Origin of the sequence: Pectobacterium parvum (genome assembly GCF_020971565.1) — a bacterium.
Classification (GTDB): Bacteria; Pseudomonadota; Gammaproteobacteria; order Enterobacterales; family Enterobacteriaceae; genus Pectobacterium; species Pectobacterium polare.
In genome coordinates this window covers 2803632-2829787 of record NZ_CP087392.1, presented here as the reverse complement: position 1 = coordinate 2829787, position 26156 = coordinate 2803632, and the positions used below count along the sequence as shown (strand labels likewise).

Sequence of the window (26156 nt, the reverse complement as noted above, 5' to 3'; positions counted from 1 at the left end):
TAATGGTCCGCTATATTGATTTTGAAATGATAGATGATATCGCTCTGGGAGCGTCAATCCTTGGCACCGGCGGTGGTGGGGATCCTTATTTAGGATCGCTAATTGCGAAAAATGCTTTGCGCCATGGAAAGTCTGTAACGTTGTGCAATCTGGACGACGTAAAGGATAACGAGCTCTTTATCCCGTGCAGTACGATGGGTGCACCGACGGTTTCCGTAGAAAAAATCATTTCACCGCGGCAAATTCTCTTGGCATTTGAAACAATGGAGAACTATCTCGCTGAATCAGCATCTGGGACTTTTTCTATCGAAGTCGGCGGCATCAATTCGCTAATACCTTTAGTTGTTGCGGCTGCAAAAGGGCTACCTGTTATCGACTGTGACGCGATGGGGAGAGCCTTCCCCGAAGCGCAAATGGTGACTTTTTTCCTCGATGATTTAACCTCCGCACCGAATACATTGGCAGATGAGAAGGGCAATGCCGTCATTCTGAATCCCATAGATGGTATGTGGTCGGAACGGTTGGCCCGCGCGATTGTTGAACAAATGGGCGCAGCTTGCGCGATGTGCGATTACCCCTTACGCGGTAGTCAACTTAAGCGTAGCGCTATCAAAGGCACGCTGACGCTGGCGCAGGATATCGGAAGAATGCTGCGTCAGGCTCACCAGTCAGGCAGTCATCCAGTGCAGTCCCTGCTTACTGTGCTGAATGGTCATATCGTGGCATCTGGCAAGATTGTTGATGTAGCTCGGCGCACAACGGGCGGTTTTGCTCGGGGCAAAGTAGTGCTGGATGGTATGGGAAACGACAAAGGCGAATCGTTTACGGTGCTTTTCCAGAATGAGCTCCTGCTGGCTTATCGTTCGTCACAGACGGCTGAACCTACGCAGGATAATCTGCTGGCCGTTGTGCCTGATTTAATCTCCATAGTAGATAGTGAAACCGGACGTCCGATCATCACGGAACATTTACGTTATGGGCAGCGAGTTGATGTGATTGCCTATCCGTGCAATGACAAGTGGCGTACGCCAAAAGGGATTGACGTTGCGGGACCGGAGTATTTCGGTTATCCGGTGCAGTATGTACCGATAGAACTGCTTGCGAATCGCTGAGGCTTTCCCGATGTTACATAAAAATGATTACCGACTCGGGATTGATGTCGGTGGCACCAACACGGATGCGGCAATTTTAGATGCTAACCTGCGCTGCATTGCGACGGCCAAATTTCCTACCAGTATGGATATCTACAGCGGCATCGACCGGGTGATTGCTGAGGTATTGGCGCAGTCTGGCATCGCACCGCAGCATATTCGCTATGCGATGCTGGGTACAACCCAATGTACCAATGCGATTGTTGAGCGGAAAGGGCTGGATCGCGTTGGGTTATTGCGCCTGAGCCTGCCAAGTAGCGATAGCGTCCCGCCGCTGTGTGGCTGGGATGACGAGTGGCAAAGGACATTAGGCGAGCATTTCTACCAGATTCATGGCGGCTATGAATTCGATGGCCGAGAAATTCACGCTGTACTGCGGGATGAAGTGCTCGCGGTTTGTGACAAGATGCGCGGACATGTCGATAGCGTGGCTATCTGTGGCGTGTTTTCTCCCGTAAATAATGAGCAGGAACTGCTGGTTGCCCAGTGGGTGAATGCGGCATTACCGGATGTCTCTCTGTCGTTATCCCACTGGATAGGCAGCACAGGATTACTGGAAAGGGAAAACGCGACCATACTGAATGCGTCGTTGCAAAGCACCGCGAACCGTTTTGTTAACGGCTTTACGCAAGCGCTAGTTCGGCACGGTGTCAAGGCTACGCCATTCTTCGGGCAAAACGATGGCACATTGATGTCCGAGAGCATGGTGAAGCAGTATCCCATTTTGACGATGGCCTGTGGACCAACGAACTCGATTCGCGGAGCGTGCCACCTTTCCGGGCTGGATAATGCGTTGATTATCGATGTTGGCGGCACGACAACCGATATTGGCGTGTTGGTGAATGGCTTCCCGCGTGAATCGGCCATTGCCGTTGAAGTCGGTGATGTACGGACGAATTTCAGAATGCCGGACATTATTTCTATCGGCATTGGCGGTGGAACCTGCGTTCGGCAGTCTCAGGATGGAAAACTTACCCTTGGGCCGGATAGTGTCGGCTATCGCCTGCTTGAACAGGGTGTCAGCTTCGGCGGGGAGACGTTAACGCTCAGCGATATCATGCTGCAACTTCATCGTGAACGATGGATTGCGGATCTTCCTCATCCACTGCCAGAACTGGATAACGCACTTTGCCAGCAGGCTTATCGTCAGATGATTGAGAAAGTAGAAAGCGCTATCGATCGAATTAAATCGTCAAGCGCAGCAATCCCCGCCGTGCTTGTGGGCGGTGGCAGCATTTTACTGCCTGACGTTTTATCCGGTGTCAGTCAGGTCATGCGTCCGCAGAACTTTGATGCGGCTAATGCGGTTGGTGTGGCGTTAGGGGCGGTGGGCGCACAGATCGAACGCGTGGTTAAAATGCCGGATAACGATCGTGAAAAGATAAAAAACGAATTGCAGCAGCAAACCATTTGTCTTGCAGAAGAGATGGGAGCGAGGCCGGGCAGCGTTGAAATCATCGACTATCAGGAAATTCCGTTGGCGTATCTGCCGGGGAATGCGGTACAGGTGAAAATTAAGGCAGCAGGAAATCTGGCTTAGCGCAGCGTATTAACATTGCAGGGATGGTTTACCCGCCAAAATGAAAATAGCGCGCCGTGAGCGCGCTATTTTCTAGAAAATGTCAGAAGTTAGTACATGACCTTGTGACCGTAGCTTTCAAGAATCGATTTAACGCGATCCATCGTATCGGCCTTCGGCGGTTTAACGCCGTCTAATTTGTACTCTTCACCCATCGCAATCCATTTGTGTTTGCCAAGCTCATGGTAGGGGAGAAGCTCAATTTTCTCGATGTTCGTCATATCTTTGGTGAATTCGCCCAGCTTGTGTGCGGACGCATCATCGTCAGACCAACCGGGAACGACCACGTAACGTATCCAGGTGCGCTGGTTGCGCTTTGCCAAATAGCGAGCAAAATCGAGAGTACGGTGGTTGGATACGCCCACTAAATTCTGGTGTATGTCGTCATTCATTTGCTTCAGGTCGAGCATCACTAAATCGCTGACGTCCAATAGCTCGTCAATGACAGGGTCGTAACGACGCACGAACCCATTGGTGTCCAGACAGGTGTTGATGCCTTCTGCCTTACAGGCACGGAACCAGTCGCGCACAAATTCGGCCTGGAGAATAGCCTCGCCGCCGGATGCCGTTACGCCGCCGCCGGATGCATTCATAAAGTGGCGATAGGTCACGACTTCTTTCATGAGTTCTTCAACCGTTACTTCCTTACCGCTGTGCGTATCCCAGGTATCACGGTTATGGCAATACAGGCAGCGCATCAGGCAGCCTTGAAAGAAGATGATGAAACGGATGCCTGGGCCATCGACGGTGCCACAGGATTCAAAGGAGTGGATGCGACCGATAAGTGACATTGCGAGGTTTTCTCCAAATTTGACCGAACAATAGCGGTCTTTATGAGCGCAGTCATAAGAAGGCAGATGCTGCTCTGACAAGAGTTTCTGACAGAAGAACACCGTGTGACAGATGCTGCGTCGAATCTGTTTTGCGAGCCATCCACATAATGAGGGCAATATAGCGGGCTGGCAAAACAGGCTAACAATCTGAACGACAAGCGAGGGTGAGAAAAAGGCCCCACTGATGTGGAGCCTTTATTTTACGCCTTTTCAGACAGTCATGGAAATTAGATTGACTGTGTGAACGTACGGGTGATGACGTCTTGTTGCTGTTCTTTCGTCAGTGAGTTGAAACGCACTGCGTAGCCAGATACACGGATAGTCAACTGCGGATATTTCTCCGGATTTTCCATCGCATCAAGCAGCATTTCACGGTTCATGACGTTAACGTTCAGGTGCTGACCGCCTTCGATGCTGGCTTCGTGGTGGAAATAACCATCCATCAGGCCGGCAAGGTTAGCTTTACGTACGTTGTCGTCTTTACCTAACGCATTAGGTACGATGGAGAAGGTATAAGAAATACCATCTTTCGCGTAAGCAAACGGTAGTTTGGCAACAGAAGTCAGAGAAGCAACCGCGCCTTTCTGGTCACGACCGTGCATTGGGTTAGCACCTGGTCCGAACGGAGCACCTGCGCGGCGACCATCTGGCGTGTTACCCGTTTTCTTACCATATACCACGTTAGAGGTGATGGTCAGAACAGACTGTGTTGGTGTTGCACCACGGTAGGTATTCAGTTTCTGAATTTTCTTCATGAAACGTTCAACCAAGTCACAAGCCAGTTCATCTACGCGAGCATCGTTGTTACCGAATTGCGGATATTCGCCTTCGATATCAAAGTCGATAGCTAGGCCATCTTCATCACGAATTGGTTTAACTTTGGCATATTTGATGGCAGACAGGGAGTCAGCCGCAACAGACAGACCCGCGATACCACACGCCATGGTACGGAACACGTCACGATCGTGCAGTGCCATCAGCGCCGCTTCGTAGCTGTATTTGTCATGCATGTAGTGGATGATGTTCAGAGAGGTGACATACTGCTTAGCCAGCCAATCCATGAAGTGGTCCATACGTTCCATCACTTCGTCGAAGTTCAGAACGTCGCCTTTGATTGGTTCTGATTTCGGACCAACCTGCATTTTCAGTTTTTCGTCCACGCCGCCATTGATCGCATACAGCATGGTTTTCGCCAGGTTTGCGCGAGCACCGAAAAATTGCATTTGTTTGCCAACGATCATCGGGCTTACGCAACAAGCAATCGCGTAGTCATCGTTGTTAAAGTCAGGACGCATCAGATCGTCATTCTCGTATTGCAGAGAAGAGGTATCGATGGAGACTTTAGCCGCATAGTTTTTAAAGCTTTGTGGCAGTTTTTCAGACCACAGAATGGTCATGTTCGGCTCTGGAGACGGCCCCATGGTGTACAGGGTGTTCAGGAAGCGGAAGCTGGTTTTGCTCACCAGTGTACGACCATCTAGACCCATACCAGCCAGAGATTCTGTTGCCCAGATCGGGTCACCAGAGAACAGCTCATCATACTCAGGTGTACGCAGGAAACGCACCATACGCAGTTTCATGACCAGGTGGTCAATCATTTCCTGAGCTTCTTCTTCAGTGATTTTGCCTGCTTTCAGGTCGCGCTCAAGGTAGATATCCAGGAAGGTAGAGACACGTCCGAAGGACATTGCCGCCCCATTCTGTGATTTCACCGCAGCCAGATAGCCGAAGTAAGTCCACTGAACGGCTTCCTGAGAAGTCACCGCCGGGCCAGAGATATCACAGCCGTACTTCGCTGCCATTTCTTTAATTTGGCTCAACGCATGATGCTGATCGGCAATTTCTTCACGCAGACGGATCGTTGCTTCCAGATCTTCGCCGTTTTCCAGTTTGTTTTGCAGCGACGTGAATTGAGCAAACTTGTCTTTCATCAGGTAGTCGATACCGTACAGCGCAACGCGACGGTAGTCACCGATGATACGGCCACGGCCATACGCATCTGGCAGACCTGTCAGAATACCAGATTTACGACAACGCAGGATGTCTGGGGTGTAAACATCGAACACGCCCTGGTTGTGCGTTTTGCGGTATTCAGTGAAGATTTTTTTCAATTGAGGATCCAGTTCACGACCGTAAACTTTGCATGAACCTTCAACCATTTTGATGCCGCCGAACGGAATTAATGCACGTTTCAGCGGAGCGTCGGTCTGAAGACCGACGATTTTTTCCAGACCTTTGTTGATGTATCCCGCGTCGTGAGACGTGATCGTTGCAGCAACATTGGTATCAAAATCAACAGGGGCGTGAGTACGGTTTTCCTGTTTGATGCCTTCCATGACGCTGTCCCACAGCGCTGAGGTCGCTTTGGTTGCGCCAGCCAGGAAAGACTCATCACCTTCATACGGCGTGTAGTTTTTCTGGATAAAGTCACGAACATTGACGTTATCCTGCCATTCACCTTTGCTAAAGCCTTGCCATGCATTGGCCAATTTTTCATTCAGCTCGGTCATTTTACACCTACCTTTGATATGGATTTCTTAAAACCCGACGTTGCGGCCGATTGCACCTTAGTGGTGCTTGTCTCCACCGCGCAAATAAATTACCCAATATGTCAAACCGACCATTACGCCGCCGCCGATGATGTTCCCTAGGGTGACGGGAATCAGGTTATCGGTAATGAAGTGGCTAACGGTTAAATGTTCAAACTGAGACGGCACCATGCCAATGGCATTCCAGAATTCTGGGGCCGCAAAATTTTTGATAACGATGCCCATAGGAATCATGAACATGTTGGCGATACTGTGCTCAAAGCCGCTGGAAACGAACATGGCGACAGGCAGAATCATGGCAAACATTTTGTCGGTAAGCGTACGGCCGGAATAGCTCATCCACACGGCCAGACAAACTAGCAGGTTGGCTAGAATCCCCAGACACAGCGCTTCAACAAACGTGTGTTCAAGTTTGTGTTCAGCTGTTTGCAGGACGTTAAGCCCCCACGCACCGTTTGCGACCATGTGCTCTCCCGAGAACCAGATAAGCCCAACGAAGAAAAGTGCGCCAATCAGGTTGCCGACATAGACATTTGCCCAGTTACAGGCTAGTTGCTTCCAGGTAATACGTCCACTGGCTTTGGCAATCACGATGAGAACGGTTGAGGTAAACAAGTCCGCACCGCAAACGACCACCAACATGAGGCCAAGGGAGAAACAGATACCACCGATCAATTTCGCGATACCGAAAGGCATCGTCGCGGTTCCCGTGGTGGCCGTAATATAAAAGACGAAGGCGATCGAAATAAACACACCCGCTGTGATCGCTAAATAAAACGTCGTACACGGTTGTTTGGTAGCTTTATAGACTCCGGCGTCTTCAGCAACTTTTGCCATCGCGGCCGGGAGTAATAGAGTAAAGGGGTTGTCAGCTTTCACACTAACTCTCTCTTAAAAATTATCAGCGTTGAGATACTAACAAAGCAGTATACGGTAAAATTTGACGTGGATCATATTGCAAGAAATTAACAGGTTGGTGGGGAGGGTGGGATACTGGGGTTTTATAGTTAATCTATTGAATTTTATAATAAAAAAATATTTTAAATTTTACAAAAAGAGTTGAATGGCATACGTTAAACCTACCGATTTAGCGTTAATAAAAATCATGTTTTGTAGAATTTCAGTACCACCTTGTCGATGTAATTTAATTAAAAATTCACCATTCAATAACAATGTTCTGATTATGCATTACGAATAATAAATATTGCCCTTTGGACAATAAAATAGCCCTTTAAGATAAAGGGCTATTTGTCGGTTGCTATTTGTACTCGATCGCACTCATCAATATAAGACGCGTGCTGACGGCATCACTCTGGCATTATTTTGCTTGCCAATAACGACGTTTCGCCTGTTGCAGTTTTTCATAGGCGGCCAGCAGCGATTGGTGCGCAGGTAAAGAAGCAAAAGTGTCATCCACGGCAAACAGACCATAGAAGCACGTTTCGCCAGCGACGGCGGCACTGGCGGCATCGACCGTCTCACTGCCGTACATTTTGGTAAAGGCATCGTAGTATTCTGCCGGATCGCGTTCAGGCTCTTGCGCCAGTAACAACAGCGTTTGCAGGCAACGGTAGTAGTTGCTGCGCTGTGCCGTAAAGACGGAGTCGTTGAAATCCTGCGTCCACTCTGTCCAGGTCAGCGCCTGATCCAGATCGCCGCCAGCCAGAGCCAGCATGGCTTTCAATTCGCCAACGCGCAGTGTGAGCCAACCATTATCTTTGCCAGTGGCAATACCAAGCAGCTCGCGTATGCGGGTGAAGTCATCCAGCCCTTCGTCGTCCAACTGCTGCAACAGGGCAAGATAATCTTCTTGTTCCCACTTGCTGTCAGGCAGCGCTAGCAGCGTGTCACGCAGGTGAGCACCCATGCTGTTATTGGCTAACAACAGATCGTCGGCAGGGTAGATGTCCGACATTCCCGGCACGATGATGCGGCAGGCATAAACGGCCAGATGCTCATAGTCAGCAATGTAGACTTCTTTATCTTCCTGCTTGAAGATCGCCATCAATGTAGCGAATTCTTCTTCCGTTGATCCTTTAAAGCTCCAGTCAGCAAATTCATAATCCGCTGTTTTCTTGAACGTATCCCAGGAGATCAGACCGCTGGAATCGATAAAGTGGGTTTCCAGATTGGCGTGCTCGGCCACTTCTTCATCATCGAACGTCGGCGGGGTGAACACGTCCAGATCTTTCAGGCCGCGACCTTGCAGCAGTTCGGTAACGGTACGCTCCAGCGCTACGCCGAAGTCAGGGTGTGCGCCGAAGGAGGCAAAACAGGTGCCGTTAGCGGGGTTAAACAGCACCACGCAGATAACCGGATATTTCCCGCCCAGTGAGGCATCGTAAGAGAAAATCGGGAAACCTTCTTTTTCCAACGTTGCAATCGCTTCGACCACGCCAGGGTAGCGGTTCAGCACCTCTTGCGGAATTTCTGGCAGGCTGATGGACTCGGCAATTATGCGGTTCTTGATGCTGCGCTCAAACACTTCAGACAGCCCCTGAACGCGAGCTTCGTTGGCGGTGTTACCTGCAGACATCCCGTTAGAAACGTATAGGTTACCGATGATGTTCATCGGGATATAGACGGTTTGCTGATCGGACTGACGTGTAAATGGCAGCGCGCAAATGCCTCTGTCGGCATTGCCAGATTGCAGATCGATCAGATCGCTGGCGCTCAATTCCTGCTCAGGATCGTAAAACTGGTGCAGACGGGCATCCAGAATGCCTTCCGGCAACGCATCATCCTCTGGAATTGGGAACCATTTTTCATTCGGGTAGTGAACGAAATCGCCATTAGCGATGTTTTTGCCGAGATAGAAGTCAGCAAAGAAATAGTTGGTAGACAGACGCTCGAAATACTCGCCTAACGCAGAGGCCAGCGCCGCTTTCTTACTGGCACCTTTACCGTTAGTGAAGCAAAGCGGGCAATCGCGGTCTCGAATATGGACAGACCAGACGTTTGGTACTGGGTTCAGCCATGACGCTTCTTCGATGTTAAACCCCAGGTCCTGGAGCTGTTGTTGAAAACGGGCGATGGAATCTTCCAGGGCGGCGTCTTTGCCTGGGATAAACGTTTGAGTCATGGTGTTCACTCTTATCGAGATTAGCGGAAGCGGCATGATACGGATTTTTCTGTTCAGACTCTATTTATTCATAACCGATCGGCAACAGTGAAAAAGAACAGACTGCGTAACGTGCCGTTTTGCATAATGAAAGCGCAATAAGCGTTGCAGCCGCGATTGACGAGTGATAAAACCGATAGCAGGGTAAAAGTAGTGTGGTTATGGCGGTCGTTCCGTTATAACTACTATCTTGTAACAGCGGTATTTTTATAACCGTCAGGTTTATAAAAATGGTATTTGTAACAACGGTGATAAAAAGAGCCGCTATTTTTCAGGTGTGGTGAGGGGAAATGACTCAGATTTTTAATTTTAGCGCCGGTCCAGCAATGCTGCCGGTTGAAGTACTGCGTCGTGCTGAACAGGAATTGTGTAATTGGAATGGCCTGGGCACATCGGTTATGGAAATCAGCCACCGCAGTAAAGAGTTTATGCAGGTTGCCGCTGAATCCGAACAAGATCTGCGTGATTTGCTGAAAATCCCCTCCAACTACAAAGTGCTCTTTTGCCACGGTGGTGCGCGTGCGCAATTCGCCGCAGTGCCGTTAAATCTCCTGGGCGAACGCTCAACAGCCGACTACATCGACGGTGGATATTGGGCACACAGCGCAATCAATGAAGCAGAAAAGTACTGCACACCTAACGTGATTGACGTGAAAACACGCGTAGGCGATCTGCGCGGCATTAAGCCGATGCGCGAATGGAAATTGTCTGATGACGCCGCGTTTGTACATTACTGTCCAAATGAAACCATTGACGGTATTGCGATCGAAGAAGAGCCAGATTTTGGCGATAAAATTGTGGTTGCCGACTATTCTTCCAGCATCCTGTCTCGCCGTATTGACGTTAGCCGTTACGGCGTGATCTATGCTGGCGCACAGAAAAATATCGGCCCGGCCGGTCTGACGCTGGTCATCGTACGTGAAGATTTGCTGGGCAAAGCGCGCCGTGAGCTGCCATCGATTCTGGATTATCAGGTTCTGGCGGACAATGACTCGATGTTTAACACGCCGCCAACGTTTGCCTGGTACCTGTCCGGCATGGTCTTCAAATGGCTGAAAGAGTACGGCGGTCTGGCTGAAATGGAAAAACGTAACCAAGAGAAAGCCGACCTGCTGTATAGCGCGATTGACGGTAACGATTTCTATCGTAATGACGTCGCGGTAGCGAACCGTTCTCGCATGAATGTGCCGTTCCTGCTGGCGGACTCTGCGCTGGATAAAGTCTTCCTGGAAGAATCAGTTGCTGCGGGTCTGCACGCGCTGAAAGGCCATCGCGTAGTGGGCGGCATGCGTGCTTCTATCTACAATGCGATGCCGTTGGAAGGCGTGAAAGCGCTGACGGAATTTATGGCTGACTTCGCTCGTCGCCACGGTTGATTAAGACCGCCCCTCGATACATTTTGATCAGCCCCGGACTTTCCGGGGTTTTTATGTCCACGTTGAAAGAATAGGCTTTACATGCAGGAATCCCTGACGCTACAACCCATCAAACTGATTAACGGTACCCTTAACCTTCCTGGCTCAAAAAGCGTCTCTAACCGTGCGCTTTTGCTGGCGGCCTTGGCTGAAGGAAAGACCCGGCTGACTAACCTGTTAGACAGTGACGATGTCCGCCATATGCTTACCGCTCTAACGGCGTTGGGAGTGGAATATCATCTGTCGTCTGACCGGACCGTGTGTGAGATTACGGGGCTGGGTGGCGCGTTTACGGCATCGCAACCGCTGGAACTGTTTTTAGGGAATGCAGGTACAGCGATGCGCCCACTGGCTGCCGCGCTGTGTCTGACAGATGGCGATATTGTGCTGACCGGCGAACCGCGGATGAAAGAGCGCCCGATCGGGCATCTGGTCGATGCACTGCGTCAGGGCGGGGCGAAAATTGACTATCTGGAGCAGGAAAACTACCCACCGCTTCGTCTGCACGGTGGTTTTCAGGGCGGCGAAATCAGCGTAGATGGCAGCGTATCAAGCCAGTTCTTGACCGCATTGCTGATGACTGCGCCTCTGGCCGTGCAGGATACGCAAATCAGCATTCAGGGCGATTTGGTTTCCAAACCGTATATCGATATCACGCTGCATATGATGAAAGCGTTTGGCATTGAAGTGCGTCATGAAAACTATCAGCGATTCTTCGTGGCGGGTCGCCAGCAGTATTGCTCACCGGGTGACTATCTGGTGGAAGGTGATGCGTCATCGGCTTCTTACTTCCTAGCCGCCGCGGCGATTAAAGGCGGTGTTGTACGTGTGACCGGCGTAGGCCGTAATAGCGTACAGGGCGACATTCGCTTTGCTGACGTGTTGGAAAAGATGGGCGCGACCGTGCGCTGGGGGGAGGATTATATCGAATGCGAACGCGGTGAGCTGCACGCGATCGACATGGATATGAACCACATTCCTGATGCTGCGATGACCATCGCGACGGCGGCGCTTTTCGCTCAAGGTGGCACCACTACGCTGCGTAATATCTACAACTGGCGCGTGAAAGAAACCGATCGTCTGGCGGCAATGGCGATTGAACTGCGTAAAGTTGGCGCGGAAGTGGAAGAGGGTAATGACTATATTCGCATTACTCCGCCGACCAAGCTGAAAGCGGCAGAAATCGGCACGTACAACGATCATCGTATGGCGATGTGTTTCTCGCTGGTGGCGCTATCGGATACGCCAGTTACGATTCTGGATCCGAAATGTACGGCTAAAACCTTCCCTGACTACTTCGAACAGCTGGCACGCCTCAGCGAGTTTGCCTGATCTCTCTCTAAGGCACGGTTTCCGTGCCTTTTTTCTCTATCGATTTCTCCGAGCTACGCTCAGCTTTTCTTCTGAAATTGCGTACCGCGTTCAGAGAATGCCTTATTTTTCCCGCCATTCCGGCATTGGGGTAACCTTTCTGTGTATTGATGCGTATAATGATGCTCCGTGATGCCATAAAACGGCATAAGCGGAACTTCCCAGTATTAAAGGAGAGAGAGATGACGGTGATGGCACCGGTAATTACGGTTGACGGACCGAGCGGCGTAGGCAAAGGTACCTTGTGTAAGGCATTGGCTGAGGCTTTACAATGGAACCTGCTGGACTCGGGGGCTATCTATCGTGTTTTGGCTCTGGCGGCATTGCACCACCATGTGGATATCAGTTCGGAAGACGCGCTGGTTCCGCTGGCCTCTCATCTTGATGTGCGTTTTGTTGCAGAAGACGGGCAGCTGAAAGTTATCCTGGAAGGTGAAGACGTTAGCCATGAAATTCGTACCGAAGCGGTCGGCAACACGGCGTCTCAGGCTGCGGCTTTCCCTCGCGTTCGTGAAGCATTATTACGTCGGCAGCGTGCATTTCGCGAGGCCCCAGGGTTGATTGCTGACGGCAGAGACATGGGAACGGTAGTCTTTCCTGATGCCCCAGTGAAGATTTTTTTGGATGCCAGTGCGGAAGAACGTGCACAACGTCGCATGCTACAGTTGCAGGGGAAGGGCTTTAATGTTAACTTTGAACGTCTTTTGTCTGAGATAAAAGAACGGGATGAGCGCGATCGCAGCCGCCCCGTTGCGCCGTTAGTGCCTGCTGCCGATGCGTTGGTGCTAGATTCAACGGAAATGACGATCGATGAAGTGATAGCGCGCGCGTTGGTTTATGCCCGCGAAATTTTAGCGTAATCACAGAAAACTGAATTTTTACCTCGCTGTAAGGATGCACAGCGGGGCATGTTAAACAACCCCATCGAGCAGGATGCCAGATGGACGTTAAAATGAAACCCTTAAGATTATCAAACATGACTGAATCTTTTGCTCAACTCTTTGAAGAATCCCTGAAAGAAATCGAAACCCGTCCTGGTTCCATCGTACGTGGCGTTGTTGTTTCTATTGATAAAGATGTCGTACTGGTTGACGCTGGTCTGAAATCTGAATCTGCCATTCCGATCGAGCAATTCAAGAACGCACAAGGCGAACTGGAAATTCAGGTTGGTGATGAAGTTGACGTTGCTCTGGACGCTATCGAAGATGGCTTCGGTGAAACGCTGCTTTCTCGCGAAAAAGCTAAACGTCATGAAGCATGGCTGACGCTGGAAAAAGCTTACGAAGAAGCTGCAACTGTTACCGGTATTATCAACGGTAAAGTTAAAGGCGGTTTCACTGTTGAGCTGAACGGCATTCGCGCGTTCCTGCCAGGTTCTCTGGTAGACGTTCGTCCGGTTCGCGACACGCTGCATCTGGAAGGCAAAGAGCTTGAGTTCAAAGTTATCAAGCTGGATCAGAAACGCAACAACGTTGTTGTTTCCCGCCGTGCAGTTATCGAATCTGAAAACAGTGCTGAGCGCGATCAACTGCTGGAAAACCTGCAGGAAGGCATGGAAGTTAAAGGTATCGTTAAGAACCTTACTGACTACGGTGCATTCGTTGATCTGGGCGGCGTTGATGGCCTGCTGCATATCACTGATATGGCTTGGAAACGTGTTAAACATCCAAGCGAAATCGTCAATGTGGGCGACGAAATCACTGTTAAAGTGCTGAAATTCGACCGCGAACGTACCCGTGTGTCTCTGGGTCTGAAACAGCTGGGCGAAGATCCATGGGTCGCTATCGCTAAGCGTTACCCAGAAAGCACGCGTCTGACTGGCCGCGTAACCAACCTGACTGACTACGGCTGCTTCGTTGAAATCGAAGAAGGCGTTGAAGGTCTGGTGCACGTTTCCGAAATGGATTGGACCAACAAAAACATCCACCCATCCAAAGTTGTTAACGTTGGTGATGTAGTGGAAGTCATGGTTCTGGACATCGACGAAGAACGTCGTCGTATCTCTCTGGGCCTGAAACAGTGCAAATCTAACCCATGGCAGCTGTTCGCAGAAACCCACAACAAGGGCGACCGCGTTGAAGGTAAAATCAAGTCTATCACTGACTTTGGTATCTTCATCGGTCTGGACGGCGGCATCGACGGTCTGGTTCACCTGTCCGACATCTCCTGGAACGTGGCTGGCGAAGAAGCCGTTCGCGACTTCAAGAAAGGTGATGAAATCGCCGCTGTTGTTCTGCAGGTTGACGCAGAGCGCGAGCGTATCTCCCTGGGTGTGAAACAACTGTCTGAAGACCCGTTCAATAACTACCTGTCTGTTAACAAGAAAGGTGCTATTGTTACTGGTAAAGTTACAGCAGTTGACGCCAAAGGTGCTACAGTTGAATTAGCAGACGGTGTTGAAGGCTATCTGCGTGCTTCTGACGCTTCACGTGACCGTGTTGAAGATGCAACTCTGGTACTGAGCGTTGGCGACAGCGTTGAAGCGAAATACACCGGTGTTGATCGTAAAAACCGCGTTGTTAGCCTGTCTGTTCGTGCGAAAGACGAAGCTGACGAGAAAGATGCAATCGCAACTGTTAACAACAAGCCGGAAGAAAACAATTTCTCCAGCGCGATGGCAGAAGCGTTCAAAGCAGCTAAAGGCGAGTAATCACTACGGTGGAATGAGCAACGTAAGTTGCTCATTCTTGTAACGGTAGTCAGTTATCCTGGTTATTGATAACCGCACTTGGAGGAGCTATGACCAAGTCTGAACTTATTGAAAGGCTTGCTGGACAGCAATCTCATATCCCAGCCAAAGTGGTTGAGGATGCAGTGAAAGAAATGCTCGAACAAATGGCTTCTACGCTAGCCGAAGGCGACCGTATTGAAATCCGTGGGTTTGGCAGTTTTTCACTTCACTACCGTGCACCGCGTGTAGGTCGTAATCCGAAAACGGGTGACAAAGTTGAGTTGGAAGGTAAGTACGTCCCTCACTTTAAACCGGGCAAGGAACTCCGCGACCGCGCTAATATTTACGGCTAATCGTTAGTCTTAAATACCAGCCTTATAAAAGCACCCATCTCGGGTGCTTTTTTACATTTATAACCATCATCTTCTCCACACTTCCATCGTCATGACGTGGTTATCTGACATCGGATATATCATCCCGCGTTATCAACGACTGACAACGCGGGGACAGGTTTACTTATTGTGACGCTCTTTTAGGCGATTGATGATGGTCGCCAGATCTAAATCCTGATCCTGCAACAGCACCAGCAGGTGGTACATTAAATCCGCGGCTTCGTTGGTCAGTTCTTCGCGGTCATGCACCGTCGCTGCTAATGCAGCTTCCAATCCTTCCTCACCGACTTTCTGCGCAATGCGCTTGGTGCCGCTGGCATACAGACGTGCAGTGTAAGAACTATCCGGGTCAGCATGCTTACGCTCGGCCAGCAGTTGCTCTAACTGATAGAGGAACGTCCAGTCGCTGGCAGCAGGCGAGAAGCAGCTGCTTGTGCCAAGGTGACAGGTTGGTCCGATAGGATTGACCAGAATCAGCAGCGTGTCGTTATCGCAGTCTGGCGTGATAGAGATGACATTCAGAAAATGGCCGGAAGATTCGCCTTTCGTCCACAGACGCTGCTTGGTGCGTGAAAAGAACGTAACTTTTCCGCTCTCTTCCGTGGCCTGTAAGGCATCCTGATTCATGTAGCCCAGCATCAACACTTCACCGGACACCGCATGTTGCACGACAGCTGGCAGCATACCGTCCGTTTTTTCCCAATCGAGTTGGTTTCGTTGTTCGTCGTTTAGAAAAACTGCTTCGCTTAACACACTCGAATCTCCACACCTTGTTGCTTAAGATATTGTTTCAGTTCGCCAATATTAATAATTTGCTTGTGAAACACCGATGCGGCCAGCGCGCCATCAACATGGGCGGTTTGGAACGCATCCAGAAAATGCTCCATGGTGCCTGCGCCGCCGGAAGCAATAAGCGGAACATTGCAGACATCACGCACCAGATTTAACTGGTGTAAATCGTAGCCGTTGCGCACGCCGTCCTGATTCATCATGTTCAGGACAATCTCACCCGCACCGCGCTTCTGCACTTCTTCTACCCAATCCAGCGTTTCCCAGGTGGTGACCTTGGTTCGCGCTTCATCACCCGTGTATTGATTGACATGGTAGCGACCTGTCGCAGCATCGTGCCAGGTATCAATCCCGACGACGATGCACTGCACGCCATAACGATCGGCAAGGCGGGTGATCAGCTCAGGATCGGCCAGCGCCGGTGAGTTAATGGAGATTTTATCCGCGCCGAAAGAGAGGATTTGACCTGCTTCTTCCACGCTTTTAATGCCGCCAGCTACGCAGAAAGGAATATCAATCACTTCCGCGACACGGGATACCCAGCTTTTATCGACCACACGGCCGTCGGAAGAGGCGGTGATATCATAAAAGACTAACTCATCGGCCCCTTCCTGCGCGTAGCGCTGCGCCAGCGGTACGATGTCACCGATGATTTCGTGATTGCGGAACTGTACGCCTTTGACGACCTGACCGTTACGCACGTCCAGACAGGGGATTATCCGTTTTGCCAGCATGAAATAGCCTCCGCGACGTTGAATTTACCTTCTAGCAGCGCACGACCCACGATCACGCCCTGCACACCGCTGCCGCGTAAATTGGCAATATCCGTCAGATTACCGATGCCGCCAGATGCCTGAAAGGCAATCTGCGGGTAGTGCTGGCTGATTTCACGATAGAGCTCGACGTTGGAACCGCTCAGCGTACCGTCGCGAGAAATGTCGGTACACAGTACATGTTTCAGGCCGAACGGCAGATATTGTTCGACGACCTGCTCAAGCGTGGCGTCTGAATTTTCCTGCCAGCCGCTGATGGCGACGAACTTTGTGCCGTTGGCGTCGATACGCACGTCCAGTGCCAGCACCAGTGCTTCTGCGCCGTAGCGGGTGAACCATTGCTGAACGAGTTCCGGCTGCTTAACCGCGGTGGAGCCGATAACGACACGGCTGGCACCGGCTTTTAATAACGCTTCCACGTCCTGTTCGGTGCGGATACCGCCGCCGATTTGAACCGGTACGCTAACGCCTGCCAACAGCGTGGTTAACAAGGGGATCTGGCGAGCAGAGGGATCTTTTGCACCAGTCAAATCCACCAAATGCAGCACGCCTGCGCCTTGCTGCTGGTAATCCTGTAAACGAGGAAGCGGATCGCTGCCGTACTGGCGCTGTTGGCCATAATCGCCCTGATGCAGACGGACAACCTGTCCATCAATCAGATCTAATGCGGGAATAATCATGACGCTCTACATCTCCAGAAAGTTTTTCAGCAGCTGCGCGCCCGCAGCACCCGAACGCTCAGGGTGGAACTGCACGCCAAAGAAGTTATCTTTTTCCAGCGCGGCGGTGAAGGCTTCGCCATAGTTGGCTTGTGCAATCGTGTTTTCGCAGACCGGCATGGCATAGCTGTGAACGAAATAGAAATAGGCACCGTCATCGATATCGCGGAACAAACGATGTCCGGCCTTCGGAATGACCTGATTCCAGCCCATATGTGGCAGCGGTAAGCCGCGGTCAACCATCTTTTTCACTGGCGTATCGACAATCCCCAACGTTGGGATGCCACCGTTTTCGTCGCTGTTTGTGCCCAGCAACTGCATGCCGAGGCAAATACCGAGAACGGGCTGGGTACAGGCCTTGATCAACGCAATCAGGTCGCGTTCTTCCAGTTGATTCATCGCGGCTTGCGCGGTGCCAACCCCCGGCAGAAACAGCTTGTCCGCTTGCAGGACAATCTCGGCCTCACGGCTCACAACGGGCGTATACCCCAACCGCTGCACGGCATAGGTCACCGAAGAGAGGTTAGCGCAGCCGGTATCAAGAATGACGACCTTCATCAGAGCACTCCTTTCGAACTCGGCAGCGTATCACCCTCGACGCGAATGGCCTGACGCAGCGTGCGTCCGAAGACTTTAAACAGGCTTTCCACACGGTGATGATCGTTACGCCCCTTGGTTTTCAGGTGCAGCGTACAGGCCATGGAATAAGACAGCGAGCGGAAGAAGTGTTCGACCATTTCCGTACTCAGATCGCCGACGCGCTGGTAGCTGAATTCCGCTTTGTATTCCAGATGCGGACGCCCTGAAATATCCAGTGCGCAGCGTGCCAGACACTCATCCATCGGCAGAACGAAGCCAAAACGGCCAATGCCGCGTTTGTCGCCCAGCGCTTTATTCAGGGCTTCGCCCAGTGCCAGACCGGTATCTTCCACCGTGTGGTGATCGTCAATGTACAGGTCGCCTTTCACTTCAATGTTCATGCGGAACCCGCCGTGGGTGGCGATTTGATCCAGCATGTGATCGAAGAAGCCGACGCCGGTGTTGATTTTGCTGCCGCCTTCCTGATCCAGCCAGACGTTCACATCAATCGCGGTTTCACGCGTGACACGGTTGACGTGTGCATGACGGTCACGCTTGGTCAATTGGTTGGTAATGGCTTGCCAGTTCAGTCCACCGCGTTGGTAGAGCAGGCCGGTTATGCCCATATTCTGCGCCAGTTGAATATCGGTCTGGCGGTCGCCGATGACGTAGCTATTCGCCACATCCATTAGGCCATTATTCAAATAGGCGGTCACCAGTTCGGTTTTGGGTTTGCGGCAGGTGCAGTTATCCGCTGGCAAATGCGGGCAAATCAGCACGTGCTCAAAATGGATACCCTGCGATGTCAGAATCTGCATCATCAGGTTGTGCGGTGGATCGAAGGTTTCCTGCGGAAAACTATCGGTTCCCAGACCATCCTGATTGGTGATCATCACCAGCGTATAGCCCGCTTTTTGCAGCGCCAGCAGCGAGGGGATGACATCTGGTTCCAGCGCCAGTTTATCCAGACGGTCAACCTGAAAATCCTCAGGCGGTTCAGCAATCAGTGTTCCGTCACGGTCGATAAAGAGGTATTTCTGGCCCACGTGAGCTCCTTAAAATTAAGCGTTGATGCCCGGCAATGATTGTAATGCAGCAACAACGCGTTCACATTCGTAGCGGTTGCCGATAGTAATGCGCAAACAGCCTGCGAGGCTCGGTTGCTTATTTTGGTCACGCAGAATAATGCCTTGATCCCACAGCGTTTTAAATACAGAAGGGGAGGCGGTAAAGCGCACCAGCAGATAATTACTCTCGCTGGGGAAGATTTCTTCAATGCAGGGAATGTCTTTTAAGGCATAGCTTAGCCAGCGGCGAGCGGAGGTAATTTCCTCAACATTCGCCTTCATTTTAGCGATCCCTTCGTGGCTCAGCGCCTGCGCGGCGATATCTGCCACCGGGGTGGACAGCGGATAAGGGGCAATCACCTTCAGCAGAAGCTGAATCACGTCAGGGTTCGCCAGCGTGAAGCCACAGCGCAGTCCGGCGAGTGAAAAGGCTTTTGACAAGGTACGCAGAATCACCAAATGAGGAAACTCGGCCAGCCAGACTGAGGTGGTCGCCTGCGGACAGAATTCAATATAGGCTTCATCGATAACGACCAGCGCTTTGCCCTGTGCTAGCGTGAGCAACTGGCGTAAATCCTCCCGTGCAATCAGGTTGCCGGTTGGGTTATTTGGGCTGCATACGTAAATGACTTTGGTGCCGTCCAACTGCGCTTCAATCGCGTCGAGATCCAACTGCCAGTCTGATTTGCTGGCTACGGTGCGGCGTTCCACGCCAAATGTCTCGGCGCTGACGGCGTACATGCCGTAGGTTGGCGGACAGAACAGGATGGCATCTTTTCCCGGTTCGCAGAACGCGCGGATCAGTAGCTCGATACCTTCGTCGGCACCGCGGCTGACCAGAACCTGCTCCGGCGCTACGCCAGCATATTCAGCGTAACGTTTGATCACCATGACCGGCTGACATTCCGGGTAGCGGTTCAGCGTTTGCAGCGTTAACTGAAATTCCGGTGCTTGAGGATATTCATTGGCATTTAGCCAGACATCGCCGTTCCCACCCAGACGACGGGCAGATTGGTAGGGGGTCAACGCACGGACGTTGGCACGTGCCAGTTCTTCAATGCTGCTCATGCTTGCTCCTTCAGTGCTGCAACACGCAGGGTAACGGCGTTTTTGTGGGCGGTCAGCTGTTCGGCCTGTGCCAATATTTCTATGGTCGGCGCCAGTTGCAGTAACCCCTGCGGCGTGAGCTGCTGTACGGTCATTCGCTTCTGGAAGTCGGCCAGGCCCAGGCTTGAATAGGTCGAGGTGTAGCCATAGGTCGGCAGAACATGGTTGGTGCCGGAGGCGTAGTCGCCAGCGGATTCCGGTGACCAGTCGCCAAGGAACACGGAACCCGCGCTGGTGATGCTATCAACCAGTGACTCGGCGTCACGCGTCTGTATGATCAGGTGCTCTGGGCCATATTGATTGCTGATTTCAATGCACTGTGCCAAATCACGTGCGACGATGACGCGGCTGCTGGCAAGCGCCTGACGCGCGATGTCCGCACGGGACAGCTGCATGAGCTGTTCTTCAACAGCGTCCGCCACGGCCTTAGCTATTGCTGCGTCAGGCGTGAGCAGAATGACCTGTGAGTCTGGGCCATGCTCTGCCTGTGATAACAGGTCGGAAGCGACAAACGCAGGCGTTGCACCACTGTCAGCGATCACCAGAACTTCGGATGGCCCAGCGGGCATATCAATGGCTGCGCCATCAAGCTGCTGGCTAACCTGACGCTTGGCTTCCGTCACATATGCGTTGCCGGGGCCAAAAATCTTATCCACTTTTGGCACGCTCTCGGTGCCAAAAGCCATCGCGGCAATCGCTTGCGCGCCACCGAGCTGAAAGACTTCTTTAATGCCGCACAGCTGTGCGGCATACAGAATTTCATCGGCAATCGGCGGCGGTGAGCACAGCACCACGCGACCACAGCCTGCGATGCGTGAAGGCGTTCCCAGCATCAGCACGGTTGATGGCAGCGGGGCAGAGCCCCCAGGAATATACAGTCCGACGGTTGCGATGGGGCGAGTGAGCTGCTGGCAACGTACGCCTGGCTGCGTTTCGATATTGACAACTGGCAGCTTTTGCGCGTTGTGGAATGTCTCGATATTACGCACGGCGATCGCCATCGCCTGTTTTACTTCATCGCCCAGACGGGCGGAGGCGGCAGCGATCTCAGCCTCGGTGACGCGAATCGCATTCACCTGAACCTTATCGAACTGCGCGCTGTAGTCGCGTAAGGCGTTATCACCACGACTTTTCACGTTTGCCAGAATATCGCTCACGACAGCGGTAATGCGATCTGACGCGGAAATCGCCGGACGAGTCAGTAGCTGACGCTGCTCTTCTACTGAACAGCGCTGCCAGTCAACGAGCGTGCTGAAGCTGCCAGTGCTTTTGGTGTTGTCAGCCATCGTCATCACTCCATCATTTTTTCAATAGGCAGGACCAGAATGGAGCTGGCACCTAATGACTTCAGCTTCTCCATGGTTTCCCAGAACAGCGTTTCGCTACTGACCATGTGCATGGCAACACGACGCTGATCGCCGGCCAGCGGCAGAATGGTCGGGCGCTCGGCACCAGGCAACAGGGCAATGATTTCGTCCAGACGTTCGCTAGGCGCGTGCAGCATGATGTATTTTGATTCACGTGCCTGAATTACGCCTTGCATACGGGTCAGTAGCTTATCGATCAACTGCTGTTTCTCTGCTGGCATGTCGCCGTCGCGCTGAATCAGGCTGGCCTTGGAACGGTAAATAACTTCGACTTCGCGCAGGCCGTTGGCTTCCAGCGTGGCACCAGTTGATACCAGATCGCAGATGGCATCGGCCAGACCAGCGCGTGGAGCCACTTCGACGGAACCGTTGAGCAGACAGGATTTGAAATTGACAGATTGTCTGTCGAGATATTGTTTGAGCAGGTGAGGATAAGAGGTGGCGATACGTTTGTTTTGCAGACATTCAGGACCGGTATAGGCTTCGTCCAGCGGCATCGCCAGCGACAGGCGGCAACCGCCGAAATCCAGACGACGCAGCGTGAAGTAACGCGGATCTTCACCCTGAGCACGACGGTTTAACAGCTCTTCTTCCAGCACGTTTTCGCCGATGATGCCCAGATCGACCACGCCATCCATGACCAGACCGGGAATATCGTCATCGCGTACGCGCAGGATATCAATCGGCATATTCTCTGCAAACGCGATCAGACGCTGTTGCTGTAAGTTGATTTTGATCCCGCAGCGCGCCAGCAGTTCGCGTGAATCATCGCTCAGGCGGCCTGACTTCTGCATTGCTATCCGTAAACGTGTTTTATCCAGCATGGAAACCTCATTAACCTGTCAAATTTAAAATTTTTAGAAACATTGGGTCATAAAAAAACGTCGGGAACGTTTTTTAACGTTGCATAGCAACGGCCTGTAAGGTGCTCGCAAGGATAGCGCGCATAAAAAAACCCTCGGAAGTTGATCTTCCGAGGGCTCTCTTTGTGTTCTGCGCCACTGGAAGATCTTAACGTCTTCCAGCACCAACTGCCCGAAAGACTAATCAGGATGATGGTGATGATGGTGGTTAAACAGAACGCGTGTCATAAGATGTCTCTTTGTTGTGTCAATGTGTATTAAATCAATAATGATTTCTGTCGAATAACCTAAACCATGTTCGGGTTGTTGTGCAACATTTTTTTAGCAGATATGGGAAGTTCATTTTGCTTGGGTGATACGCCAGCATAATCACGCTGGATATCGGCCTTTGATAGAGAGAACGCGCTGCTGAAATCGGACAGGCTCTGTAGCGATGGGCGTAAAAGCCGTTTACTCTGTAGGCGTGTATGTACTCGTCATACTTCAAGTTGCATGTGCGTTGGCTGCATTCAGTCACCCGAATCACTTACTTGAGTAAGCTCATCGGGATTCCTTCTTTTGCCGCCTGCCTGAAACTCGAATTATTTAGAGTACTAAGTGTTAATAACAGACTCCTTGCAGGGGAGAACGGCTGATGAAAAAAGTATCGATTGTTGGATTGGGCTGGTTGGGTATGCCACTGGCTCTGGCGTTGAATGGGCACGGCTACCACGTGACAGGGACGAAAACCACTCTGGATGGCGTGGAAGCAGCACGAATGAGCGGCATTGAGTGCTATCAACTGGCGCTGACGCCGGAACTGGAATGCGACGCAGACGAGCTTAGCGCGCTATTACAGGTTGACGTGTTGATCGTGACCTTGCCCGCCAGCCGAACGGCGGAAGGGGGCGAAGGGTATGCGCAAGCGGTACAGCAACTGGTGAATATGGCGCGTGTGTTTCATGTCCCGCGTATCATTTTCACCAGTTCAACCTCGGTTTATGGCGATAGCAGCGGCACGGCAAAAGAAAACTCGCCGCTACAGCCGACGACGGTCGCAGGGAAAACGCTGGTGTCCCTCGAACAATGGTTGCAGCATCTACCTGACACCTCCGTGGATATCTTGCGTCTTGCGGGGCTGGTCGGTGGTGAACGCCATCCTGGACGTTTCCTTGCGGGCAAAACCAATCTGCCGCGCGGTAACCAGGGGGTGAATCTGGTGCATCAGGAAGATGTGCTGGCGGCGATCCTGTTGTTGCTTAAGCTTCCGAACGGTGGGCATATCTATAACCTGTGTGCGCCAGAACATCCGGCCAAACAGGATTTTTACCCTGAGCAGGCGCGCAGATTGCACCTGTCTCCGCCGCAGTTTGCACCCGTAACCGACAGCGATCAGGGGAAGATTGTTGATGGGCAGCGTATCTGCCATGAACTCGGGTTTGAGTATCAGTACCCTAATCCCTCAACGATGCCGCTGAACGAGGGTTTGTAGCGCTAACCGCAATGCGTGCTGCTTTGTTTGCCACGATGTTTGCCACGATTTTTGATACCGCAACAGGGGTTCTGATAGGCCCGGATGTGTGTGAAGCATCCGGGCGTGAGGTGTTAAAACGACGTCCAGTCGCCTTCTGACGATGCGGCTTTTTTGTCTGTCGTTGACACACGTTTTGGCAGCGCGTGTCGTGACGTAGAGGATGAGGCGCGTGAGCCCGCGCGGTTGTCAGATTGGGACACGCGGAAGTGCTCAAGCAACTTCTCTAACAGCACGGCCTGTTCTTCCAGCGAGTTGGCAGAAATGGAAGATTCCATTACCAGCGAGGCGTTCTGCTGTGTCGTGGTGTCCAGTTCACTGATCGCCTGTGCAATTTGCCCAATTCCCCGGCTCTGTTCTTCAGAGGCGGAGGAAATTTCCCCCATGATGTCGTTCACGCGGGAAACGGAATCGACGATTTGCTCCATGGTTTCGCCCGCAACCGCCACAAGATGACTCCCTGCATTGGTACGTTCGACGGACTCTGCGATCAGGAATTCGATGTCTTTGGCGGCCTGAGAACTGCGCTGCGATAAACTGCGTACTTCGCCTGCGACCACGGCAAAACCACGGCCTTGTTCACCCGCCCGCGCGGCTTCTACCGCCGCGTTCAGCGCCAGAATGTTGGTCTGGAAAGCAATGCTATTAATGACGGTGGTGATGTCAGCGATTTTTTTGGAACTGGCGGCGATATTGTCCATGGTCGTCACAACCTGTTTCACGACCTCACCACCTTTAAGGGCATTTTTGGAAGCATCGGCGGCAATTTGGCTGGCATGTTTGGCGTTGTCGGCGTTGTTTTTCACCGTTGACGTCAGTTCTTCCATGCTAGCTGCGGTTTCAACGACGGCTGCCGACTGCTGCTCGGTACGTGAAGACAGATCGCTATTGCCTGTGGCAATTTTGCTTGCCGACTGACTGACGCTACCGACGCTGTCCCGCACTTCGGAGATAACGTGACGCAGCTGTTCGTTCATCGTCCCCATCGCGTGGGTAAGCCGTCCCAGTTCATCGTGGCGATCGGTCTGAATCGAGGTGGTTAGATCGCCACTGGCAATACGTTCCGCCAGCGACAGGTTATGGATGATAGGTCTGGTGATAATCCGGGTGATGTAGATCGAAATAATGATACCGATGATGACGGCGATGAGACCGATAATCATGGTAATGGTGGCGGAGTTATAGGCCAGCTCATCGTTTTTCGCTTTGATAATGGCCGTCAGCGCATTGATGTCCGCGCTGCTTTTTGTTCCTGCCCTCATTACCAGATATTCTGCTTTTTTCACGTCATCAAAAGCGGTGTAATAGTCTGCGTTAATCTGTTGATATTGCTTGATGTAATTTCGCAGCGCGTCAGCCTGATCTTTCAGGTCGGCAGGTAAAATCGGTAAGGCCTGATAGGCTGATTCCGTTTCCGCATAACGGTTATTCAGCGCAGTGACTGTTTTCTCATCTTTTGTTATTTGCAGCTCATAACTCAGCTTTTGCACTTCACTTAACAAGAAAGCCAATCTGCTCATCGCGTAATAAGCATCATTATCGGGGAATGAGCTGGTGCTATGAATAGTCTGTGCAACAGGTTCCAGCGTGGCTTGTGCATGCAGTTGATTCATTTTTCCCTGAATATCAACCGCTTTTTGTGTTGCAACAGACATACCGGATACCGATGTCTGAAAGCCCTCTAAGTTTTCTTTTAAGCTATTGATGTGGCCTAACTCATCGGCGCTCCAGGCCAGAGTTTTTGCGCTGTCTGTTAAGTCTGTCGCGCTTTTAACAAATTTCGCCAGAATATCTTTTGTCTTCTCATCGGGGGCGTAGAAATATTTCACGCGGTTTATTTTTGCCTGAAATACCTCAATGTTGATGCTGTAAATAAGATTGGTTTTTTCATAGATATCTTTGATGTCTTTAAATCTTTTTGTACTAAGCGATGAGGCAACAATAACGAGTAATAAAATAATGCCAAATCCCGCATACAGTTTATGTGCGATTTTTGTGTTACGGATTCGACTAGCAAGATTCTGCATTATAACTCTCCATGTATAACGATTTTAGTAATAATGACTACGGTTTTATTGCTAACGATTATTTCACGGTTAACGACAATGTCGTTTCTAACTACTGTAACTACTATGAGTTATCGGGTTTTCTTATCACGATGTTAGAGCAAAAGTAGGGGATAATAACATTTTGTGATGGATATCAAGGCGGGCTGTGCAAATGCATAGTCTTTTATGGGAATACGGCCAAAATAACGTAGCTTACTGATTATTTAACGATTTATTTATCATTGAAATAAT

22 protein-coding genes and 1 other annotated feature are annotated in these 26156 nt (G+C 51.3%); of the genes, 8 read left to right on the top strand and 14 right to left on the bottom strand.

All coding sequences use genetic code 11. The features are described 5' to 3' along the window. Nucleotides 1-2: 2 nt before the first annotated feature. Together LOZ86_RS12725 and LOZ86_RS12720 are read left to right on the top strand one after the other, a co-directional pair. On the top strand, nucleotides 3-1112 hold the full coding sequence (locus LOZ86_RS12725) for an S-methyl thiohydantoin desulfurase family protein (RefSeq protein WP_039481388.1): 1110 nt from the start codon (nucleotides 3-5) through the stop codon (nucleotides 1110-1112). Nucleotides 1113-1122: 10 nt separating this feature from the next. Then, on the top strand, nucleotides 1123-2691 hold the full coding sequence (locus LOZ86_RS12720; RefSeq protein ID WP_039513920.1) for a hydantoinase/oxoprolinase N-terminal domain-containing protein: 1569 nt from the start codon (nucleotides 1123-1125) through the stop codon (nucleotides 2689-2691). 89 nt (nucleotides 2692-2780) lie between these two features. Here the strand turns inward: LOZ86_RS12720 and pflA are convergent, their stop codons facing one another. The 4 genes from pflA to ycaO all read right to left on the bottom strand — a co-directional run bounded on the left by pflA (nucleotide 2781) and on the right by ycaO (nucleotide 9194). Beyond that, complete coding sequence (gene pflA / locus LOZ86_RS12715) at nucleotides 2781-3521, bottom strand: pyruvate formate lyase 1-activating protein (RefSeq protein ID WP_039481380.1); 741 nt, start codon at nucleotides 3519-3521, stop codon at nucleotides 2781-2783. A gap of 269 nt (nucleotides 3522-3790) precedes the next feature. Further along, entirely contained in the window at nucleotides 3791-6073 is a 2283-nt protein-coding gene (gene pflB / locus LOZ86_RS12710; protein ID WP_039481377.1) for a formate C-acetyltransferase, read from the bottom strand. 57 nt (nucleotides 6074-6130) lie between these two features. Next, complete coding sequence (gene focA, locus LOZ86_RS12705; protein ID WP_039481374.1) at nucleotides 6131-6991, bottom strand: formate transporter FocA; 861 nt, start codon at nucleotides 6989-6991, stop codon at nucleotides 6131-6133. 439 nt (nucleotides 6992-7430) lie between these two features. Continuing rightward, nucleotides 7431-9194 (bottom strand): 30S ribosomal protein S12 methylthiotransferase accessory factor YcaO, encoded by a 1764-nt coding sequence (ycaO, locus tag LOZ86_RS12700; protein WP_039481372.1) that lies wholly within the window; start codon nucleotides 9192-9194, stop codon nucleotides 7431-7433. A 329-nt stretch (nucleotides 9195-9523) separates the two neighbouring features. Here ycaO and serC point away from each other — a divergent pair, with 329 nt between their 5' ends. The 5 genes from serC (at nucleotide 9524) to ihfB (ending at nucleotide 15043) form a co-directional block, all read left to right on the top strand. Beyond that, complete coding sequence (serC, locus tag LOZ86_RS12695) at nucleotides 9524-10609, top strand: 3-phosphoserine/phosphohydroxythreonine transaminase (protein WP_039472681.1); 1086 nt, start codon at nucleotides 9524-9526, stop codon at nucleotides 10607-10609. Between the two features lie 81 nt (nucleotides 10610-10690). After that, nucleotides 10691-11980 (top strand): 3-phosphoshikimate 1-carboxyvinyltransferase, encoded by a 1290-nt coding sequence (aroA, locus tag LOZ86_RS12690; RefSeq protein WP_039481369.1) that lies wholly within the window; start codon nucleotides 10691-10693, stop codon nucleotides 11978-11980. Nucleotides 11981-12201: 221 nt separating this feature from the next. After that, nucleotides 12202-12879 (top strand): (d)CMP kinase, encoded by a 678-nt coding sequence (gene cmk, locus LOZ86_RS12685; protein ID WP_039481367.1) that lies wholly within the window; start codon nucleotides 12202-12204, stop codon nucleotides 12877-12879. 116 nt (nucleotides 12880-12995) lie between these two features. After that, nucleotides 12996-14669 (top strand): 30S ribosomal protein S1, encoded by a 1674-nt coding sequence (rpsA, locus tag LOZ86_RS12680; protein WP_039481631.1) that lies wholly within the window; start codon nucleotides 12996-12998, stop codon nucleotides 14667-14669. A gap of 89 nt (nucleotides 14670-14758) precedes the next feature. Beyond that, entirely contained in the window at nucleotides 14759-15043 is a 285-nt protein-coding gene (ihfB, locus tag LOZ86_RS12675; protein ID WP_005967571.1) for an integration host factor subunit beta, read from the top strand. Between the two features lie 159 nt (nucleotides 15044-15202). Here ihfB and hisIE read toward each other — a convergent pair whose 3' ends face one another. The 9 genes from hisIE to hisL all read right to left on the bottom strand — a co-directional run bounded on the left by hisIE (nucleotide 15203) and on the right by hisL (nucleotide 22574). Further along, nucleotides 15203-15766: a bifunctional phosphoribosyl-AMP cyclohydrolase/phosphoribosyl-ATP diphosphatase HisIE gene (hisIE, locus tag LOZ86_RS12670; protein WP_052012022.1), complete on the bottom strand. Its 564-nt coding sequence runs from the start codon at nucleotides 15764-15766 to the stop codon at nucleotides 15203-15205. Between the two features lie 62 nt (nucleotides 15767-15828). Then, nucleotides 15829-16605: an imidazole glycerol phosphate synthase subunit HisF gene (hisF, locus tag LOZ86_RS12665; RefSeq protein ID WP_039481360.1), complete on the bottom strand. Its 777-nt coding sequence runs from the start codon at nucleotides 16603-16605 to the stop codon at nucleotides 15829-15831. After that, nucleotides 16587-17324, bottom strand: coding sequence for a 1-(5-phosphoribosyl)-5-[(5-phosphoribosylamino)methylideneamino]imidazole-4-carboxamide isomerase (hisA, locus tag LOZ86_RS12660; protein WP_039481358.1), 738 nt, complete (start codon nucleotides 17322-17324; stop codon nucleotides 16587-16589). Before hisA ends, hisF begins: the two co-directional genes overlap by 19 nt. 6 nt (nucleotides 17325-17330) lie before the next feature. Beyond that, nucleotides 17331-17921, bottom strand: a complete 591-nt coding sequence (hisH, locus tag LOZ86_RS12655) for an imidazole glycerol phosphate synthase subunit HisH (RefSeq protein WP_039481355.1) — start codon at nucleotides 17919-17921, stop codon at nucleotides 17331-17333. Further along, nucleotides 17921-18988, bottom strand: a complete 1068-nt coding sequence (gene hisB / locus LOZ86_RS12650) for a bifunctional histidinol-phosphatase/imidazoleglycerol-phosphate dehydratase HisB (protein WP_039481352.1) — start codon at nucleotides 18986-18988, stop codon at nucleotides 17921-17923. Before hisB ends, hisH begins: the two co-directional genes overlap by 1 nt. Nucleotides 18989-19003: 15 nt before the next feature. Next, nucleotides 19004-20077 (bottom strand): histidinol-phosphate transaminase, encoded by a 1074-nt coding sequence (gene hisC, locus LOZ86_RS12645; protein WP_039481350.1) that lies wholly within the window; start codon nucleotides 20075-20077, stop codon nucleotides 19004-19006. Continuing rightward, nucleotides 20074-21402 (bottom strand): histidinol dehydrogenase, encoded by a 1329-nt coding sequence (gene hisD / locus LOZ86_RS12640; RefSeq protein WP_039481630.1) that lies wholly within the window; start codon nucleotides 21400-21402, stop codon nucleotides 20074-20076. Before hisD ends, hisC begins: the two co-directional genes overlap by 4 nt. A gap of 5 nt (nucleotides 21403-21407) precedes the next feature. After that, nucleotides 21408-22307: an ATP phosphoribosyltransferase gene (gene hisG / locus LOZ86_RS12635; protein WP_039481347.1), complete on the bottom strand. Its 900-nt coding sequence runs from the start codon at nucleotides 22305-22307 to the stop codon at nucleotides 21408-21410. A 122-nt stretch (nucleotides 22308-22429) separates the two neighbouring features. Then, nucleotides 22430-22551: a sequence feature (His leader region), on the bottom strand. Then, a complete protein-coding gene (gene hisL / locus LOZ86_RS12630; protein WP_106389040.1) occupies nucleotides 22527-22574 on the bottom strand; it encodes a his operon leader peptide in 48 nt (15 codons plus the stop codon). Its footprint overlaps the feature before it by 25 nt. Nucleotides 22575-22980: 406 nt before the next feature. Between hisL and LOZ86_RS12625 the strand changes: the two genes are divergently transcribed. Next, on the top strand, nucleotides 22981-23817 hold the full coding sequence (locus LOZ86_RS12625; RefSeq protein ID WP_039481345.1) for an SDR family oxidoreductase: 837 nt from the start codon (nucleotides 22981-22983) through the stop codon (nucleotides 23815-23817). 113 nt (nucleotides 23818-23930) lie between these two features. Here the strand turns inward: LOZ86_RS12625 and LOZ86_RS12620 are convergent, their stop codons facing one another. Continuing rightward, a complete protein-coding gene (locus LOZ86_RS12620) occupies nucleotides 23931-25883 on the bottom strand; it encodes a methyl-accepting chemotaxis protein (RefSeq protein ID WP_039481343.1) in 1953 nt (650 codons plus the stop codon). Nucleotides 25884-26156: the final 273 nt, after the last annotated feature.

What these genes read in the sequence shown, in the direction of transcription:
- LOZ86_RS12725 (WP_039481388.1), top strand. Translation starts at nt 3, where the DNA reads ATGGTCCGCTATATTGATTTTGAAATGATAGATGATATCGCTCTGGGA.
- LOZ86_RS12720 (WP_039513920.1), top strand. Translation starts at nt 1,123, where the DNA reads ATGTTACATAAAAATGATTACCGACTCGGGATTGATGTCGGTGGCACC.
- pflA (WP_039481380.1), bottom strand. Translation starts at nt 3,521, where the DNA reads ATGTCACTTATCGGTCGCATCCACTCCTTTGAATCCTGTGGCACCGTC.
- pflB (WP_039481377.1), bottom strand. Translation starts at nt 6,073, where the DNA reads ATGACCGAGCTGAATGAAAAATTGGCCAATGCATGGCAAGGCTTTAGC.
- ycaO (WP_039481372.1), bottom strand. Translation starts at nt 9,194, where the DNA reads ATGACTCAAACGTTTATCCCAGGCAAAGACGCCGCCCTGGAAGATTCC.
- serC (WP_039472681.1), top strand. Translation starts at nt 9,524, where the DNA reads ATGACTCAGATTTTTAATTTTAGCGCCGGTCCAGCAATGCTGCCGGTT.
- aroA (WP_039481369.1), top strand. Translation starts at nt 10,691, where the DNA reads ATGCAGGAATCCCTGACGCTACAACCCATCAAACTGATTAACGGTACC.
- cmk (WP_039481367.1), top strand. Translation starts at nt 12,202, where the DNA reads ATGACGGTGATGGCACCGGTAATTACGGTTGACGGACCGAGCGGCGTA.
- rpsA (WP_039481631.1), top strand. Translation starts at nt 12,996, where the DNA reads ATGACTGAATCTTTTGCTCAACTCTTTGAAGAATCCCTGAAAGAAATC.
- ihfB (WP_005967571.1), top strand. Translation starts at nt 14,759, where the DNA reads ATGACCAAGTCTGAACTTATTGAAAGGCTTGCTGGACAGCAATCTCAT.
- hisIE (WP_052012022.1), bottom strand. Translation starts at nt 15,766, where the DNA reads ATGCTGCCAGCTGTCGTGCAACATGCGGTGTCCGGTGAAGTGTTGATG.
- hisF (WP_039481360.1), bottom strand. Translation starts at nt 16,605, where the DNA reads ATGCTGGCAAAACGGATAATCCCCTGTCTGGACGTGCGTAACGGTCAG.
- hisA (WP_039481358.1), bottom strand. Translation starts at nt 17,324, where the DNA reads ATGATTATTCCCGCATTAGATCTGATTGATGGACAGGTTGTCCGTCTG.
- hisH (WP_039481355.1), bottom strand. Translation starts at nt 17,921, where the DNA reads ATGAAGGTCGTCATTCTTGATACCGGCTGCGCTAACCTCTCTTCGGTG.
- hisC (WP_039481350.1), bottom strand. Translation starts at nt 20,077, where the DNA reads ATGAGCAGCATTGAAGAACTGGCACGTGCCAACGTCCGTGCGTTGACC.
- hisD (WP_039481630.1), bottom strand. Translation starts at nt 21,402, where the DNA reads ATGGCTGACAACACCAAAAGCACTGGCAGCTTCAGCACGCTCGTTGAC.
- hisG (WP_039481347.1), bottom strand. Translation starts at nt 22,307, where the DNA reads ATGCTGGATAAAACACGTTTACGGATAGCAATGCAGAAGTCAGGCCGC.
- LOZ86_RS12625 (WP_039481345.1), top strand. Translation starts at nt 22,981, where the DNA reads ATGAAAAAAGTATCGATTGTTGGATTGGGCTGGTTGGGTATGCCACTG.
- LOZ86_RS12620 (WP_039481343.1), bottom strand. Translation starts at nt 25,883, where the DNA reads ATGCAGAATCTTGCTAGTCGAATCCGTAACACAAAAATCGCACATAAA.